17 protein-coding genes are annotated in these 15,349 nt (G+C 32.9%); 4 read left to right on the forward strand and 13 right to left on the reverse strand.

The window, feature by feature from the left end; all coding sequences use genetic code 11:
* Positions 1–45: 45 nt before the first annotated feature.
* The 6 genes from OD803_RS05825 to OD803_RS05850 are packed head-to-tail and all read right to left on the reverse strand — an operon-like array spanning position 46 to position 6,293.
* Positions 46–1,380: a DUF58 domain-containing protein gene (locus OD803_RS05825; RefSeq protein WP_262732703.1), complete on the reverse strand. Its 1,335-nt coding sequence runs from the start codon at positions 1,378–1,380 to the stop codon at positions 46–48.
* Positions 1,380–2,450, reverse strand: a complete 1,071-nt coding sequence (locus OD803_RS05830; protein WP_262732704.1) for an AAA family ATPase — start codon at positions 2,448–2,450, stop codon at positions 1,380–1,382. The genes OD803_RS05825 and OD803_RS05830 overlap by 1 nt, the downstream gene beginning before the upstream one ends.
* Positions 2,451–2,452: 2 nt before the next feature.
* Entirely contained in the window at positions 2,453–3,652 is a 1,200-nt protein-coding gene (locus OD803_RS05835; RefSeq protein ID WP_129760548.1) for a DUF4350 domain-containing protein, read from the reverse strand.
* Positions 3,649–4,392, reverse strand: a complete 744-nt coding sequence (locus OD803_RS05840; protein WP_262732705.1) for a hypothetical protein — start codon at positions 4,390–4,392, stop codon at positions 3,649–3,651. The genes OD803_RS05835 and OD803_RS05840 overlap by 4 nt, the downstream gene beginning before the upstream one ends.
* The gene (locus OD803_RS05845) at positions 4,385–5,329 is read right to left on the reverse strand and encodes a hypothetical protein (protein ID WP_262732706.1); all 945 of its coding nucleotides are present in this window, start codon (positions 5,327–5,329) and stop codon (positions 4,385–4,387) included. Before OD803_RS05845 ends, OD803_RS05840 begins: the two co-directional genes overlap by 8 nt.
* On the reverse strand, positions 5,316–6,293 hold the full coding sequence (locus OD803_RS05850) for a stage II sporulation protein M (protein ID WP_131507611.1): 978 nt from the start codon (positions 6,291–6,293) through the stop codon (positions 5,316–5,318). Before OD803_RS05850 ends, OD803_RS05845 begins: the two co-directional genes overlap by 14 nt.
* Positions 6,294–6,316: 23 nt before the next feature.
* Here OD803_RS05850 and OD803_RS05855 point away from each other — a divergent pair, with 23 nt between their 5' ends.
* On the forward strand, positions 6,317–7,060 hold the full coding sequence (locus OD803_RS05855) for an RDD family protein (RefSeq protein WP_262732707.1): 744 nt from the start codon (positions 6,317–6,319) through the stop codon (positions 7,058–7,060).
* Positions 7,060–7,665, forward strand: a complete 606-nt coding sequence (locus tag OD803_RS05860; RefSeq protein WP_129760558.1) for a trimeric intracellular cation channel family protein — start codon at positions 7,060–7,062, stop codon at positions 7,663–7,665. The genes OD803_RS05855 and OD803_RS05860 overlap by 1 nt, the downstream gene beginning before the upstream one ends.
* Here OD803_RS05860 and OD803_RS05865 read toward each other — a convergent pair.
* The 3 genes from OD803_RS05865 to OD803_RS05875 all read right to left on the reverse strand — a co-directional run bounded on the left by OD803_RS05865 (position 7,662) and on the right by OD803_RS05875 (position 11,073).
* Positions 7,662–8,027, reverse strand: a complete 366-nt coding sequence (locus tag OD803_RS05865; protein ID WP_262732708.1) for a hypothetical protein — start codon at positions 8,025–8,027, stop codon at positions 7,662–7,664. The genes OD803_RS05860 and OD803_RS05865 overlap by 4 nt on opposite strands.
* A 110-nt stretch (positions 8,028–8,137) precedes the next feature.
* Positions 8,138–10,300: a M3 family metallopeptidase gene (locus OD803_RS05870; protein WP_262732709.1), complete on the reverse strand. Its 2,163-nt coding sequence runs from the start codon at positions 10,298–10,300 to the stop codon at positions 8,138–8,140.
* Positions 10,301–10,362: 62 nt separating this feature from the next.
* Positions 10,363–11,073 (reverse strand): peptidylprolyl isomerase, encoded by a 711-nt coding sequence (locus OD803_RS05875; RefSeq protein ID WP_262732710.1) that lies wholly within the window; start codon positions 11,071–11,073, stop codon positions 10,363–10,365.
* A 1-nt stretch (position 11,074) separates the two neighbouring features.
* Between OD803_RS05875 and OD803_RS05880 the strand changes: the two genes are divergently transcribed.
* Entirely contained in the window at positions 11,075–11,716 is a 642-nt protein-coding gene (locus tag OD803_RS05880; protein ID WP_262732711.1) for an NUDIX hydrolase, read from the forward strand.
* A 46-nt stretch (positions 11,717–11,762) separates the two neighbouring features.
* Positions 11,763–12,560, forward strand: coding sequence for a lysophospholipid acyltransferase family protein (locus tag OD803_RS05885; RefSeq protein ID WP_134200311.1), 798 nt, complete (start codon positions 11,763–11,765; stop codon positions 12,558–12,560).
* A gap of 111 nt (positions 12,561–12,671) precedes the next feature.
* Here the strand turns inward: OD803_RS05885 and OD803_RS05890 are convergent, their stop codons facing one another.
* From OD803_RS05890 to OD803_RS05905, 4 genes are all read right to left on the reverse strand, one after another.
* Positions 12,672–13,313, reverse strand: coding sequence for a hypothetical protein (locus OD803_RS05890; protein WP_262732712.1), 642 nt, complete (start codon positions 13,311–13,313; stop codon positions 12,672–12,674).
* A gap of 4 nt (positions 13,314–13,317) precedes the next feature.
* Entirely contained in the window at positions 13,318–13,812 is a 495-nt protein-coding gene (locus OD803_RS05895) for an RNA polymerase sigma factor (protein WP_129760564.1), read from the reverse strand.
* 56 nt (positions 13,813–13,868) lie between these two features.
* Positions 13,869–14,543 (reverse strand): lysoplasmalogenase, encoded by a 675-nt coding sequence (locus tag OD803_RS05900; RefSeq protein WP_262732713.1) that lies wholly within the window; start codon positions 14,541–14,543, stop codon positions 13,869–13,871.
* A gap of 121 nt (positions 14,544–14,664) precedes the next feature.
* Positions 14,665–15,162: a hypothetical protein gene (locus tag OD803_RS05905; RefSeq protein ID WP_262732714.1), complete on the reverse strand. Its 498-nt coding sequence runs from the start codon at positions 15,160–15,162 to the stop codon at positions 14,665–14,667.
* Positions 15,163–15,349: the final 187 nt, after the last annotated feature.

Raw genomic sequence — 15,349 nt, forward strand, 5'->3', positions numbered from 1 at the left:
TTAATAGCAAAAAGCCACTCTCGATAGAGTGGCTTTTTTTATTTATTACAACAATCCTCTTGCTTTAATCTCAAGGTATTTGTTAATAGTGTTTATGGTTAAATCTTCTGGAGCTGTAAGTATGCTTTGTATACCATACTTTTGAAGCTCACTTACAATCAGTCGTTTTTCGTAAGCAAATTTCTCAGCTATGACTTTGTCATAAGCCTGCTGTACTGTTTCTGCCTTGTCTTCTATAAGCGTGTTTAATTCAGTATTCTTAAAGAAAATAACTACCAAAAGATGGTTTTTTGCAATACCTTTTAAGTAGGGAAGTTGTCTGTGTAATCCATCTAAAGTTTCAAAATTGGTATACAACAACATCAAACTTCTTTGGTTAATGTTTCGTTTTACATCAGCATAAAGTCTTCCGTAATCACTTTCAAAATAATCGGTTTTTACATTGTAAAGAGTTTCTAAAACAAGATTCATTTGCGACGTTCTACGTTCGGCAACAACAATATTTTCAACCTTTTTAGAAAAAGCCAAAATACCTGCTTTATCTTGCTTTTTAAGAGCTACATTAGAAATTACCAAAGAAGCGTTGATAGCATAATCTAACAAGGTTAAACCATCAAAAGGCATTTTCATAACACGTCCTTTGTCAATTACCGAATATACAGGTTGCGATTTTTCATCCTGAAACTGATTAACCATTAACTGATTGGTCTTTGCTGTAGCTTTCCAGTTTATAGTACGTAAATCGTCTCCCAAAACATACTCCTTAATCTGCTCAAACTCCATGGTATGACCAATTTTTCTAATCTTTTTTATACCATATTGATGCAGGTTGTTGCTAATTGCCAACAAATCGTATTTGCGCAATTGCATAAAGCTAGGGTAGGTTGGTACCATTTTGTTTTCGGCACTTACAAAACGTCTTGCAACTAAACCAAAAACAGATGAAGCATATATGTTAAGTTTTCCAAAATGATATTCGCCACGTTCAACAGGACGCAATTCATACTGTAATTTTGAAACGCTAGATGCTTTTAATCGTCGTTCAATATTAAAGTTTCTAACCTGGAATTGCACAGGAATTTCATCAATAACTCTAACATTTACAGGAAAGGTGTAGAAATTTTCCAACGTAAGTTCAATAGCGTTTTGGTCACCATTTGAGAATTTTTCAGGAAGTAAACGGTTACCAACAACACCTCGTTTAGCCATAAATAACAGTAAGGTGTCCAAAATGGTTAATGCGACTAATAACAATACCAAAAGCTTAACAATATTGAACAATCTTGGAAAAATAAAACTGACAATAAATAGCAGTATTATACCTAAGCAGGCATAAAAAAATCGGTTTTGTATGTAAAACGGTTTTAGGCGTTTAAGCATTATCTTGGTATTTCTACAGCTTCTATAATTTGATTAATAATTTGTTTTGTGGTAATACCTTCCATTTCGCGTTCAGGAGTTACAATTACTCTGTGTTGTAATACAGGAGTTGCCGCTTTTTTAATGTCCTCAGGAGTTACAAAATCTCGTCCAGCAATAGCAGCAAATGCTTTACTTGCTTTTAGTATTGCTATAGATGCTCTTGGTGAAGCTCCTAAATATAAAAACGGATTGTTACGTGTGTTTACAATAATATTGGCAATGTATTTTACCAAATGCTCTTCAATAATGATTTGGTTAACAATATCCTGAAACTTTTTAATTTGTGCTTTGTTAAGATGAGACGTTACCTTATCGGTTTTTAAATCGCCTTTAAGCGCTTGTTCTCTGTTAAGGATTTCAACCTCTTCATCAAGGTTAGGATAATCTACATCTATTTTAAATAAAAAACGGTCTAATTGCGCTTCTGGTAAACGGTAAGTCCCTTCTTGTTCTACTGGGTTTTGAGTTGCTAAAACAATAAAAGGTAAATCCATTTTATATTTATTACCATCTATAGTAATTTGGCGTTCTTCCATGACCTCAAAAAGCGCAGCTTGTGTTTTTGCTGGTGCACGATTGATTTCGTCAATTAAAATCATATTCGAAAAAATAGGACCTTCTTTAAACTGAAATTCTGATGATTTCATATCAAAAACCGAAGTTCCTAAAATATCACTAGGCATAAGGTCTGGTGTAAATTGAATACGACTAAACCCAATATCCAATGACTTTGCTAATAGTTTAGCTGAAATGGTTTTTGCAACACCAGGAACGCCTTCAATAAGCGAATGTCCATTTGCTAATAACGACGCCAAAAGCATGTCTATCATTCCTTTTTGACCTACAATAACTTTACTTATTTCTTGCTTTATTGATGCAACACCTTCTTGTAACTCGCTAAGGTCTATTCGGTTTTTAAAACTAATGCTTTCGTCTTCTGTATTAGCGGTTTCAACAGGTTGTTGAGTAGTTTGCTCGTCTTGTTGAGGTTGTAATTGCTCGTCTTGATTTTCGTTTTCGTGCTCCATAATTATTTGGTATAAAAATCTTCTATTGCTTTATTTAAATTGAGTAAATCATCTTCATTGCAACTAGGTTTTGCTTTTAAATGTGCAATAAGGTTGATGAGTTTTTGAGTTTCGCTTTCGTCTTTTCCTGATTTTAAGACTAAAGACTTTACAAACTTTTTATCTAGTACTTGCGTGTCTAAATAATACACACGTCTTATATGTTCTAAAAAGTAAGTTATTTTTTTATTGACAAGATTGTCGTGGTCTTTTGTTTCGTAATATAGGTTTCCTATGGTTTTTGTAAAGGCTACTGTTGTATTTTCTAATGGTTTTATCACTTTTACAACACGTTGTTTTCGTTTTGCATTAAAAATCATAAATAAAAATATAGACAATAGTGCTAAATACCAAGCATAGCGTAAAGGTGGCTGACTTAAAATGAATCGTAATGGTGAACTTCCTAAATCTTTACCAAACTTATTTTTTGAGTCAAAATAAATAGTGTCGTCAGGCAAGTAAGACAATGCAGCAGCTGCATACTTCTTATTATTTTTTTTGAGTAAATGGTAGTTGGTAAACACCACAGGTTGTAGGTGTAAAAAGATGTTGCCTTTTCCCCAATTCACTTTTATAAAATTGACACGTTGTTGTAATGAGTCAAACTTTTGATAGCCTAAAACGGTTGTGTAAACAGTATCTAATTCTGAAAAGTAGATGTTGCTCATACCTTTTTGTATGGAAATAGAATCTTGTTTAAGCCTAGGATTTGCAAAGCTTAAATTTGCAGCACCTTTAAAACTGTAATCGTTGTCAGTTTGAAAACCTAAACTATCAAAAAATGTCCTTGGAGGATAACTGGTTGACATGAAAATAGAATTTCCAAAGGACGCAAAATCCAATAACTCTTGAGCTGAAACATCATCGGTAGGAGAGAACTCATTAATTTGAATAAAGTTTCCAGCAGTAAGGTACGTACTATCTTCCCAACTGTAGTAATCGTCAAAATACTCATAAGGTGTAACCTTTATATCATGCACTTTACTGGTTGGAAAAAGGGTTTCCAATTCGTTGTGTAAAATATAAGTACCATATGGTATTTTTTGATTTTCGTTATAGGTTTTAGTCCAGTTTACTGGTGGAGGAGTAGAAAACTCAACAATTATAGCTCCTACAAAAAGTAAAACTAAAAGACCTATGTATATTTTTATGGTTTTGTTCATGCTTTTACGTTGTTTATAAAGGTTGTAAATGCATGTTTAGCTTTGTCAAACTGTTGTGTATTGACATCAAACTCACCATACCAAATGTAATTATATAAGTAAGAGGTGTAAGAAAATTGATCTCTATTGGTTTTTGATTGTAATTCGTACAGATAGTCGCTATCAGTTTTTTCTACATCGTAATCAATAAGTTGTGCATTGGTTAACGATCGTAACAACCATAGGTAATAATAGCGTACAGCAAGTCTGTAATTATTTTCACTTTCAGCAATTTCAATAAGCGATTTAAAATCTGCTACGTGAATGTTGTTTTCAATATCAGTAACCGGAACAATATTTTTTTCAGAAGATTTTCCAAACACCCAAGTGCCTTCTTTGTTGATAATTGCTCTAAAAATAAAATACACTACCAGTAGAAAAACGACCACATAGAAAATTTTTAAAGCAACCTCAGTAAATGAAGACGCTTGTCCATCACCACTTAAATTGAATAGTTTTTGAAACAAATCGCTTAACCATTGTTTAAATCGAGTCCACCAACCAGACTGTTCTACTGTGCGTTCATAAATGTAATCGTTACCAGAATACTTATCGGTTAACTCTTCAAAATGACGTTTTTCAATAGGCGAATTGTCAGTTACTAAAGAATCAGAAGCAGTTTCAGTAGCAGGAATACCAAACACTGTAGTTAACGACCCAAAGTAGAAAAGGATAATATGTATAAATAAGAATTTATTCACCAGAACCAATTTGATCAATAACGCTTTTGGTGTTTATATTTTCATTGTCTTCTTTTAAACTGTAAAACACAATACCTTGGTTTAGTTGAACAATTACATTTAGTATTGAGCTTACTAAAAAGGTTAATAAGAAAATTGCAATCATCATTACTGTCATTGTACCAGCAATTTCCTGTGGGTTATTCATTGTGTCTCCTTGTTCTATGGTAGTAAATAAGCTTGCCATACCAAAAATGTAAGGTATTAAAGCAATAATGTTTTGTACAATGTAGCTCATTAAGAAAAAGATACCAACGCTACCTATTGCAGCCCAAAATTTTGAACTTATTAAGGTCCAAGCATATCCAAAACATTCCCAAATACCTTTTTTGTTTTCAATATATTCTATAAGAGTAGACTGATAAAACAACGCTACAAAACCAATAACAAGTGGTAAAAGCAGCATACCAATAATTGTAATTACTAGAAGAAACATGGCTACTCCGCAAACAATCATTAAAGGGATACTAACTAAAATAGCACATACCAGAAAAATGAATATTTTACCAATATGTTTTTTATATAGGTCAACGATATCGCGTGTTTCAAAGTTAGAACCACCACGTTCGCTATATAATTTTAAATAAATAGGAACGAACGAATAGGAGACAACACCAGCAATTAATCCAACAGTACAAAACAAAATAATGAGTACAATAAAAATTCCCATGTTTTCATTCATGTAATCATCAACCACAGATGGATTATTAGACATTAATCCTCCAAAAACGATATCAGTATAAAACTTTGAAAAAAAGTAGCCCAATACCATAAGTATAATGAGGAAAATTCCATTTACTATAAAAAATTGCTTAAAAAGGTGTTTTCCGCTTTGCTTTAAAAATGAAAAAGTGTCTTGAAAGAATTCACCAAAGCCTCTAGATTTATATAGTTCCATAAGTCGATTTAAGTTTTTTGTTTAAAATGTATGGGTAAACCAAATAGTAGTAAGAAATTATAAAAAGGGTAACTAATATAATTCCTACTGATAACCAATTGGGCATAGTATTAGAATATCGAGTGACATAACCTTCTAAAAAACCTGCTGAAAAAGTAAACGGAAATGTACTGATTAAAATCTTTACACCATCTTTTACACCTGTTTTAAAAGAAGTCATTCGTGAGTAAGTTTTTGGAAATAAAATACTGGCTCCTAAAATTAATCCAGCTGCACATTCAATAACAATAGCAAAAATTTCCATAGAACCATGAATCCAAATACCTCTTACGCTTTCCCAAAGCACACCTTTATCATAAAAAAAGTATTGAAAAGACCCAAGCATAATACCATTATGTAGCATATAGTATACAGTGCCAATACCTCCAAGAACTCCAAAGATAAAGGAGCAAATACCAACATAAAGATTGTTTAAGGTAATGCCGATAAAACTTCCCCAATTACTCCCACTTTTATAAACAGCAACAGGATCGCCAGCTTCAATGTTTTCTAAAGTCATGTTTACATAATGGTCTCCAAGTATTAATCTTACAAAGGTGTCGTCGTGTGCTGCAGAAATTGCTCCAATAGCTACAAAAGCAGCAAAAATTAAAAAGGCATAAAGCACATAACGTCTGTATTGGTAAACAATTAGCGGAACTTCAATTTTCCAAAAATGCACAAATCGATTAGTGTCTTCGCGCTTGGTTTTATAAATTTTTTGAAAAGCTTTAGCAGCTAAGTTGTTTAAATAAAGAATTGTTTTACTTTTGGGATAGTAAGTTTGAGCATACGAAAGGTCGTTTACTAAGTGAATATAAAGTGATGCAAGTTCATCAGGATTTTTAAGGGTTTTTCCAAAAATAGCCTTTTCAAAATTGAGCCATTTTTCTTTATTTTGTTTAATAAATGCAACTTCTCTCATAAGCTATCAAATTAAAGTAATAAATGGTAGAGTTACAAATAAACACCACTCAAAATGTAAATATTAATTTCACAGCTGCTAGTGTTGGAGATAGGATATTGGCATACATTATAGATTTAATAATTAAGATAGCCTATATTGTTGTAATTTATCAACTGACATTTAATCTTTTTGAAATTGATGAAATGATTGAAGACATGGATCATTGGTCTCAAATAGCCATTCAAGCATGTTTTTATTTACCTGTTGTTTTATACTCTCTTATTTTTGAAACTATACTTGATGGTCAAACACTTGGAAAACGTATAATGAAAATTAAGGTTGTAAAAATTGACGGTTACCAAGCATCATTAGCCGATTTTATGATTCGTTGGTTTTTTAGGATTGTAGATATTAACATGATGTCTGGTATTGTGGCATTAATCTCTATTGTAACTAGTAAAAAAAGTCAGCGTTTAGGTGATATGACTGCTGGTACATCGGTAATTTCATTAAAGAATAATGTAAATATCAGCCATACTATTCTTGAAGATTTAGAAGACACTTACACGCCAACTTATCCATCGGTTATTAAATTGTCTGATAATGATGCACGTATTATTAAAGACACTTTTATAACTGCCAAAGCAGCCAAAGACTACACAACGCTTATAAAACTGCGTAAGAAAATAATTGAAGTTATAGATATTAAAGAAGTACAGGGTAATGATATTGAATTTATTGACACCATACTTAAAGACTATAACTACTATACACAAAGCATGTAATGTTTTTTCAGGTTATTGACATACTAGGTACTATTGCTTTTGCTATTTCAGGCGTTTTAGTCGCTATGAATAAAAGAATGGATCCATTTGGAGTGCTTATTATAGCATTTGTAACTGCAGTAGGTGGTGGAACTTTAAGAGATACACTTATTGGGCAAACTCCTGTGTCTTGGATGATTAATATGACTTACGTGTATGTTATTTTAGGAGCAACCTTATTTGCTATTCTTTTTAAAAACTATATTAATTATTTAAGAACGTCACTTTTTTTGTTTGATACTATTGGTATTGGACTTTACACTGTGGTTGGAATTGAAAAAGGCTTAACCATTGGTTTGCATCCTATAATTTGTATTGCGCTAGGAACCATGACAGCTTGCTTTGGTGGTGTGATAAGAGATATTTTATGTAACGAAATACCTGTGATTTTTAGAAAAGAAATTTATGCAACAGCTTGTATTTTGGGTGGACTTACTTATTTCTTGCTTAGTGAGTTTTTAACCGATTCTAACTTTGTGTTTGTAATAGCAGGAGTAGTTGTAATCGTTATTCGACTTTTAGCTGTTAAGTTGAAAATAAGCTTACCTAGTTTGTATAAAGATTAGAGATTGCTTTTGATGCTTTTAATAACTGCGTACTTGTAAATCATAATTATTGATATAACTATAGTGGCTATAAAATAAAGTAAACCTACTAAAAGTAGTGTTTGTGCTTCAGTGTTAAAACTAGGAAACTCACTAACTTCAGAAAGTACAGCTAAAATCATATACAAGCTTATAACAATTAAAAGACTTGGTATTGAAATTCCTACTACTTTATTCTTGAAGATGATTTGCAAAATTAAACCAGCTATAAGCGTAATGGCAATATAGTTAAGTGTTAGTCCTGTTGAAAACCAATAAAAAATTACGCTAGCAATTAAAAAGTATTCTGGGATTTCAAGAATTATTTTTTTGAAGTTGTTCATTCTATTTGTTTGGTGGTTGTTAATTGAAACGAAAAATAGACATATTTATTATAAAAAATCCCATTACCTAATACTAAGATAATGGGATTTAATTGTTGTTATATTAATGTTTAGTTTTGCGGTACAGGAAATCCTCTATCGCGCATCAACGCTTCAATTTTAGCATCACGGCCTCTAAATAGTCTATAAGCTTCAGCTGGATCCATAGCGTTTCTAGGAGCAAACAAATACTTCACTAATTTTTCAGCAACTGCTTCATCATAAAAACCACCTGGAGCTTCAGCAAAAGCTTCTGATGCATCACTAGTTAATACATCTGCCCACATGTAACCATAATATGCAGTAGCATAACCTTCACCAGAAAATACGTGTCCAAAGTGAGGTGTTCTATGACGCATTGGTAATTCTTTAGGCATACCAAGTTCGTCTAAAGTTTCACGCTCAAACTTATCAATATCTATATTGGTTGGATCAGCTAAGTGTAATTTCATATCAATTAATGCAGAAGCTAAATATTCCGTCGTACCAAAACCTTGATTAAACGTCGAAGCTTTTTTGATTTTTTCAACCAATTCAGCAGGCATTGGTTTTCCTGTTTCGTGGTGTACCAAGAATTGATTAATCACCTTGTCAGTAGATAACCAACGCTCTAACAATTGCGATTGAAACTCGGTATAATCTCTAACACCACCTTGTAAGGTTGGGTACTTCACATCAGCAGCAAAGAAGTGTAAAGCATGTCCAAACTCATGGAAAAATGTTGTTGCATCATCCCAAGATACTAATACAGCTTCTCCTGGAGCAGGTTTTACAAAGTTAGAGTTGTTAGATGCCAATACATTGGTTTCACCATCAAATGACGTGTAACTTCTGTAAGTAGTTGCCCAAGCACCTGAACGTTTACCTTCACGAGCAAATGGGTCTAAATACCAAAGACCGATATGTTTTCCTGAATCTTTATCAGTAACTTCCCAAACGTTTACATCTTCGTTAAATACAGGAACTGAGCCTTCTTCAACAGGAGTGAATTTGTAATTAAACAATTCTCCAGCTACAAAAAACATTGCTTCGGTTAACTTATCTAATTGAAGGTATTGCTTTACTTCATCGCTATCTAAATCGTATTTCTTTTTACGAACTTTTTCAGCATAGTAGCGGTAGTCCCAAGGTTCAATGGTAATATTGTCGCCATTTTCATTAGCTACAGCTTGCATGTCTGCTACCTCTTCTTTGACTCTTGCTGTTGCTGCTGGCCAAACTTTAAGCATTAAATCCATAGCGTTTTCAGGAGTTTTTGCCATTCGGTCTTGTAATCTCCACTCAGCATAATTGTCATAACCTAAAAGCGCTACACGTTCTTTACGTAGTTTTAAAATCTCAGCAATAATTTGGTTGTTGTCGTATTCGTCACCATTGTCTCCACGCGAGTAGTAGTTTTCCCAAACTTGTTTACGTAACTCTCGGTTGGTAGAGTAGGTAAGGAAAGGATCCATTGACGAACGTGTGTTTGTAATGGCATACTTACCTTCGTGACCTTTATCTGTAGCGATTTTAGCAGCAGATTTTATAAACCCATCTGAAAGCCCACCTAACTGGTCTTTGTTCAGGTAAGTCACATAGTTTTCTTCGTCATGTAAAACATTATTAGAGAATTTGGTGTACAATGACGATAATTCTTTGTTGATTTCAGCGTAACGTGCTTTTTTAGCAGCATCAAGGTTGGCACCATTCATTTCAAACTGCTTGTAAGTTAAATCTACAACACGTTGCTCTTGGTCGCCTAAAGGCGTTTTTTGTGACGCATCATAAACTGCTTTAATACGTTGAAATAATTTTTCGTTTTGCGAAATTTTAGATTGGTAATCTGACAGTTTAGGTGCTAACTCTGCTTGAATTGCTCTAAACTCAGGCGAAGATACATTACTACTAAAAATACCATAGTAACGCGTTACTCGGTCTAACTCTTCAGCAGAACGCTCCATAGCAACTATAGTGTTTTCAAAAGTTGGAGGTTCAGGATTGTTGGCAATAGCTTCAATATCTTTTAAACCTAATTCCATTCCTATTTCCATAGCTTCTTTAATGTCCTCAACCTTCATTTTGTCAAATGCAGGAACGCCTTGGTAAGGACCTGTCCATTCTTGTAGTAAAATATTATCACTCATGGCAACGTCATCATTTTGTTGTTGGCTCTCTTCTTTACAAGCTGTAAAAGAGATTAAAGCACATAAACCCAAAGTTTTAATGTGCGTAGAAAAATTGTGTTTTTTCATTTAGAAAGTAGTTTAGTATTATGCTGCGGAAGGTATTAAAAATCTATAAAACGAAGTCTTAATTATTTTATAATTTCTACCTTTTTAATGTATATATTATGCAATGGCCATTCGGCTTCATCGGTTTCCTGTGCTGCGATTTTATCTACTACGTCCATTCCATTTATCACTTTTCCAAAAATGGTATAGTCACCATCTAAATGATAAGAACCACCAGGTTTTTGAACAATAAAAAACTCATAAGGTGATGCCAATTTGTAAGGATTTTCAATTTCGCTACTTGGCATGCTCACCACACCTCTGTCGTGTCTAAAACCACGTTTGGTATCAGTAGGTAAGAGGTAGCGACCAATGTCTTTTCTTTTGTTCATAACTTCAGGGTCGTCAGTGCTTCCACCTTGTATAATAAAGTTGTTGACTACTCGGTAAAATTGTGTGTCGTCAAAATAGCTTTGTTTGGTAAGAAAGATAAAATTGGCTCTATGGAATTTAGTTTCGTTAAACAATAAGATGTCTATTGTACCAAAATCTGTCGTAATTCGTACTTTGTTTTCTTTGTTGTGCTTTTCATACTCCAAGAAAAACTCCATAGCATTCTCATCGGTTAGATAAGGAAATTCTCTTTCTGGCTCAACAATAGTATCAGTTTTTGGAGGTTCTTTTTTGGTTTCTGTTATATCTGTTGAAGGTATTGTATTATTTTTTTTAGAAGATTTTTTATCTTCACAGTTCGTTAAGGCAAAACAAAGGCAAACCAATAAAAGAATTCTCATAATGAATTTTAATGCGTTTTTAGATTCTGTTTCAAAAATAAAAAATCTACCACTACCAGGAGAGGCTTCACAAATTAAAATGTCGCCTCCTTATCGTTTGGAGCTTATGGCAAAGCAAAAAGAAGCCATGAAAAACTCCAAGCACGCTGGTGTTATGGCATTATTTTATCCTGATACCAAGCAAAACGCAAAACTGCTGTTAATTTTAAGAAAAACCTACAAAGGTGTACATTCGGCTCAAGTGGGTTTTCCTGGAGGCAAGTTTGAAAAAGACGATGCGTCATTAGAATTTACTGCTTTAAGAGAAACACGAGAAGAGGTTGGTGTATTGGAACAGAGCATAAAAGTATTGCGAGCGTTAACGCCAATGTATATACCACCAAGCAACTTTACTGTGTTTCCGTTTTTTGGAATCACTACCACAATGCCTAGTTTTATAAAACAAGAAGAAGAGGTTGAGGATTTAATAGAAGTTGAGCTGTCTCATTTTTTAGATGATAGTACAATGATTAAAACTTCTGTACCAACATCTTACAAAGTAAATGTTGAAGTTCCTGCCTATAAATTGAACAATCATATTGTTTGGGGAGCCACTGCAATGATGCTTAGCGAGTTAAAAGACTTGTTAAAACAAGTGTTATAAAATAACAGTTTTCTTACATTTGTAGCTTACTAACTAATAAAAATCTATGGGATTATTTAAAAAAAATCCTTTCGGACATATTCTTTTTTTGAAAAAATGGCTCATTAGAATCTTAGGCGCAATGACTCACAGACGCTTTAGAGGTTTTAATGAACTTAAAATTGAAGGCTCTGAGGTTATCAAGAATCTTCCTGATGCCAATGTGTTGTTTATTTCTAATCACCAAACCTATTTTGCAGATGTTGTGGCTATGTTTCACGTGTTCAATGCGAGTTTAAGTGGAAGAATAGACAATATTAAAAATGTAGGTTATTTGTGGAATCCTAAGCTGAACATTTACTATGTTGCTGCTAAAGAAACCATGAAATCTGGTTTGTTGCCAAAAATTTTGGCGTATGTAGGTTCAGTAAGTATTGAGCGCACATGGAGAGCAGAAGGACAAGATGTTAACCGACAGGTTAAAATGAGCGATATTTCTAATATTGGAAAAGCCTTAGACGATGGTTGGGTTGTTACTTTTCCGCAAGGAACCACAACGCCTTTTAAACCTATTAGAAAAGGAACAGCGCACATTATTAAAAAATACAAACCTGTTGTTGTGCCTATTGTAATTGATGGTTTTAGACGCTCTTTTGATAAAAAAGGATTGCGTATTAAAAAGAAAAACATCTTACAAAGCATGGAAATAAAAGCGCCTTTGGAGATTGATTACGATAACGAAAGTATTGCTGAAATTGTTGAAAAAATAGAATACGCTATTGAGCAACATCCTTCGTTTTTAAAGGTGATTTCACAAGAGGAACTACAAGCGCAAGAAGAACTCAACAAACTACGTGAGTGGTAAAACTAATTTAAGACTGTATTGCACTTGATTTGCTAATGCGGAATTCAACTCAAACATAAATTATGAGAATCTGAAACGAGCTCAGATTGACAATTCACATTTTAATAACCACTATACTTCCAGCTTTTTAAGCTCTCTGTAGTTGTTGTTAAGACGTTTGAGTAAAATACCATAAATAAGCCAGTAAAACCCAAGTAGCACTAGTATTGCACCACCTAGAGTAACTATGGTTAGTCCTATAATTTTAGCGTAGAATGTAAAGGCTTCACCATTTGCCGAAGCTAGCTCTACCTTAGAGATAACATCTTCGTTTTGGCTAAATTCAATATACAACGCTATAACTGCTGAGGCAATCATAAAAATAAGGTTAAAAGCTACATATTGCTTTACAGTACGTCTGGTTTTTAGGATGTTTTCCATAAGTACTTTTGCGCTGTCAGTTACAGAAATTCTGCGGTAGTTTCTATAGAATAGATAAAAGAAATACGCCAAAACCACATACCCTAAAATAGCAAATGGTATGAGTAAAAAGTCGCTTTCTAACTCGTCAAAATGTTTAGCGTTCTTATTGTCTTTTAACAAGAAACTTATTCCTGTCCAAAATGCAAATTCTAAAAGACTGATAATAAAAATCCACTTGACAATAGATGATGATTTTTTTAATATCATTTTATAAATCTCATTGTAAGTCAACTTTGGGTAGTTGTCTTCTCCCTTTTTCCAGTCTTTCTTTAATAATTCTAACTCATCCATAAGCTTACGGATTTAATATTGTTTTTAGTTTTGTTTTCACTCTGTTCATCTTCACTCTTGCATTTACCTCAGTAATTCCCAGAGTTTCACTTATTTCACTGTAATTTTTATCTTCTAAGTATAAAAACACCAGTGCCTTTTCAATGTCGTTTAATTGGTGGACTGCTTTGTACAATAGCTTTAGTTGTTGCTCTTCGGTGTCGTCGTATTCTTCCGATTTTATTTTAAACTGAATACTCTCAAACTCCTGTGTTTGTATGGAGCGTTTAGATTTTCGGTACAACGTTATTGCTGTATTTAAGCCAACTCTATACATCCATGTGCTAAATTTAGAGTCGCCTCTAAACTTAGGATAGGCTTTCCATAATTGTATAGTTATTTCTTGAAACAAATCATTGTGCGCCTCTTGATTATTGGTATATAATCTGCAGACTTTGTGTACAATGTTCTGATGCTTTTCAAGCTGTTCTACAAAACTATGTTCAAGTTGTTTGTCCAAATTTCAATCAGTTAGTTGACTATATGTAGCTATAAAAGGTGAGTTGTTACACTAGTTTAAAATTTTTTGTTTTTTAGTAAGCCTAACACTATGAAATACTGTGCCAAAGCATACGTTAGCATAATACTGATGTTCGATAATGGTAAGGGTTTGTAAAACTTATTGAGTGCCAAAATGCTATCAGAAAGCATAAACAGCAATGCGCCTAAAAATACTAGCGAATAGCTTAATGGTAGCACTTTACCTTGTCTTAAAAACGCAGTTATAGCCATAGTTAAAATTACTAGCATATAAACCGTTACTGGATACAGCATGTCTCCAAGACCATCAAACATTATATAAAACAGTATTGCAGCATACAGCAAAGCTATAAGTGTAAATACATAAGGGTTTTTGTTTGGGTTTTTATGTTTTAAAAATACTATGATGTACATAATATGAGCCAGTAAAAAAGCGATAAGCCCAAACATAAAATAACCTTCTGATTTGTGCACAAACATTAACAACACATCACCAAGCAAGGAAAACAGTAAGGCAAATAAGGTAAGTAGCTTTAAGGTTTTATTGAGGTGATTACTGCTTGTTAAAAAATAGGCGATAAGCGACACCAAAATAGCAGGCTTGGTAATATAATGCAACCCATTTAGGCTTTCAATACTACTGCAAATAAGCTCTGCAATAACAATGATAAAAAATAAGATACTAAAGCCTTGTTCTTTTTTTGTAAGCATAATAGATAATTAATGCTTAAAGGTACTAAATTGAATATGGAAATAAGAATAGGTTGATTTGGAATGTTTGAAAGAAAACTAGAATTAGTAAATTAATTATTAAGCGTATTGCTAATAGTTACTATTTATTTAAGAGTTTTTCAGTTCTATTCATTTTTGGGTGCTCTTTTATGAATTTAATCAAAACTGAATCGGTTAATTCAATCTTTTCAAATTCATTTGAGTCAGTTATTGACAAATTTGACTTATAAGTTTTACCATCATATTTAAAGTTTGTTGTTAGCCATGGCGGACTTTTTGCGCCATATTCTTTTTTTACAACGATACCTTTAATGTAAATTCCTTCTTTATCAATTCGATTTTGTATTCTGTTGGTATTCAAAAAAATAATTAAAAATAAAAATGCGAAAATGCCAAAAGAAATATTGATAATTAGTTTCCTCTTGATTTTCGGTCGTATCTCAGTCATAATTCCGAATACTATGGAAGTTAGAGCAAAATGACAAAGTCCAGTTAAAACAAAAAATTCGATATTATATAATTCCTTGTACCAAAATAAATAAATAGCTATTTCCAAACTAACTATTATAATTCCTGATATGATTAAGAATTTTTTCAATTCATTAGGTATTGATTGGGACAATTATCCACAACAGCTATGGTTGTGAGTAGTTACAGGATTTTTAGAAATGTGAAAAACCAAGCAATTATTTATAGCCATTGTTGTGCTTAGTTTTTTTTCTTAATATATTCTTTCGATGCTTTTTCAATCCAATTGTCATTACTCCAAGTAAATTCAGATTTTA

The sequence above is a fragment of the Gaetbulibacter sp. NE genome (assembly GCF_025548475.1).
Lineage (GTDB): Bacteria > Bacteroidota > Bacteroidia > Flavobacteriales > Flavobacteriaceae > Gaetbulibacter_B > Gaetbulibacter_B jejuensis.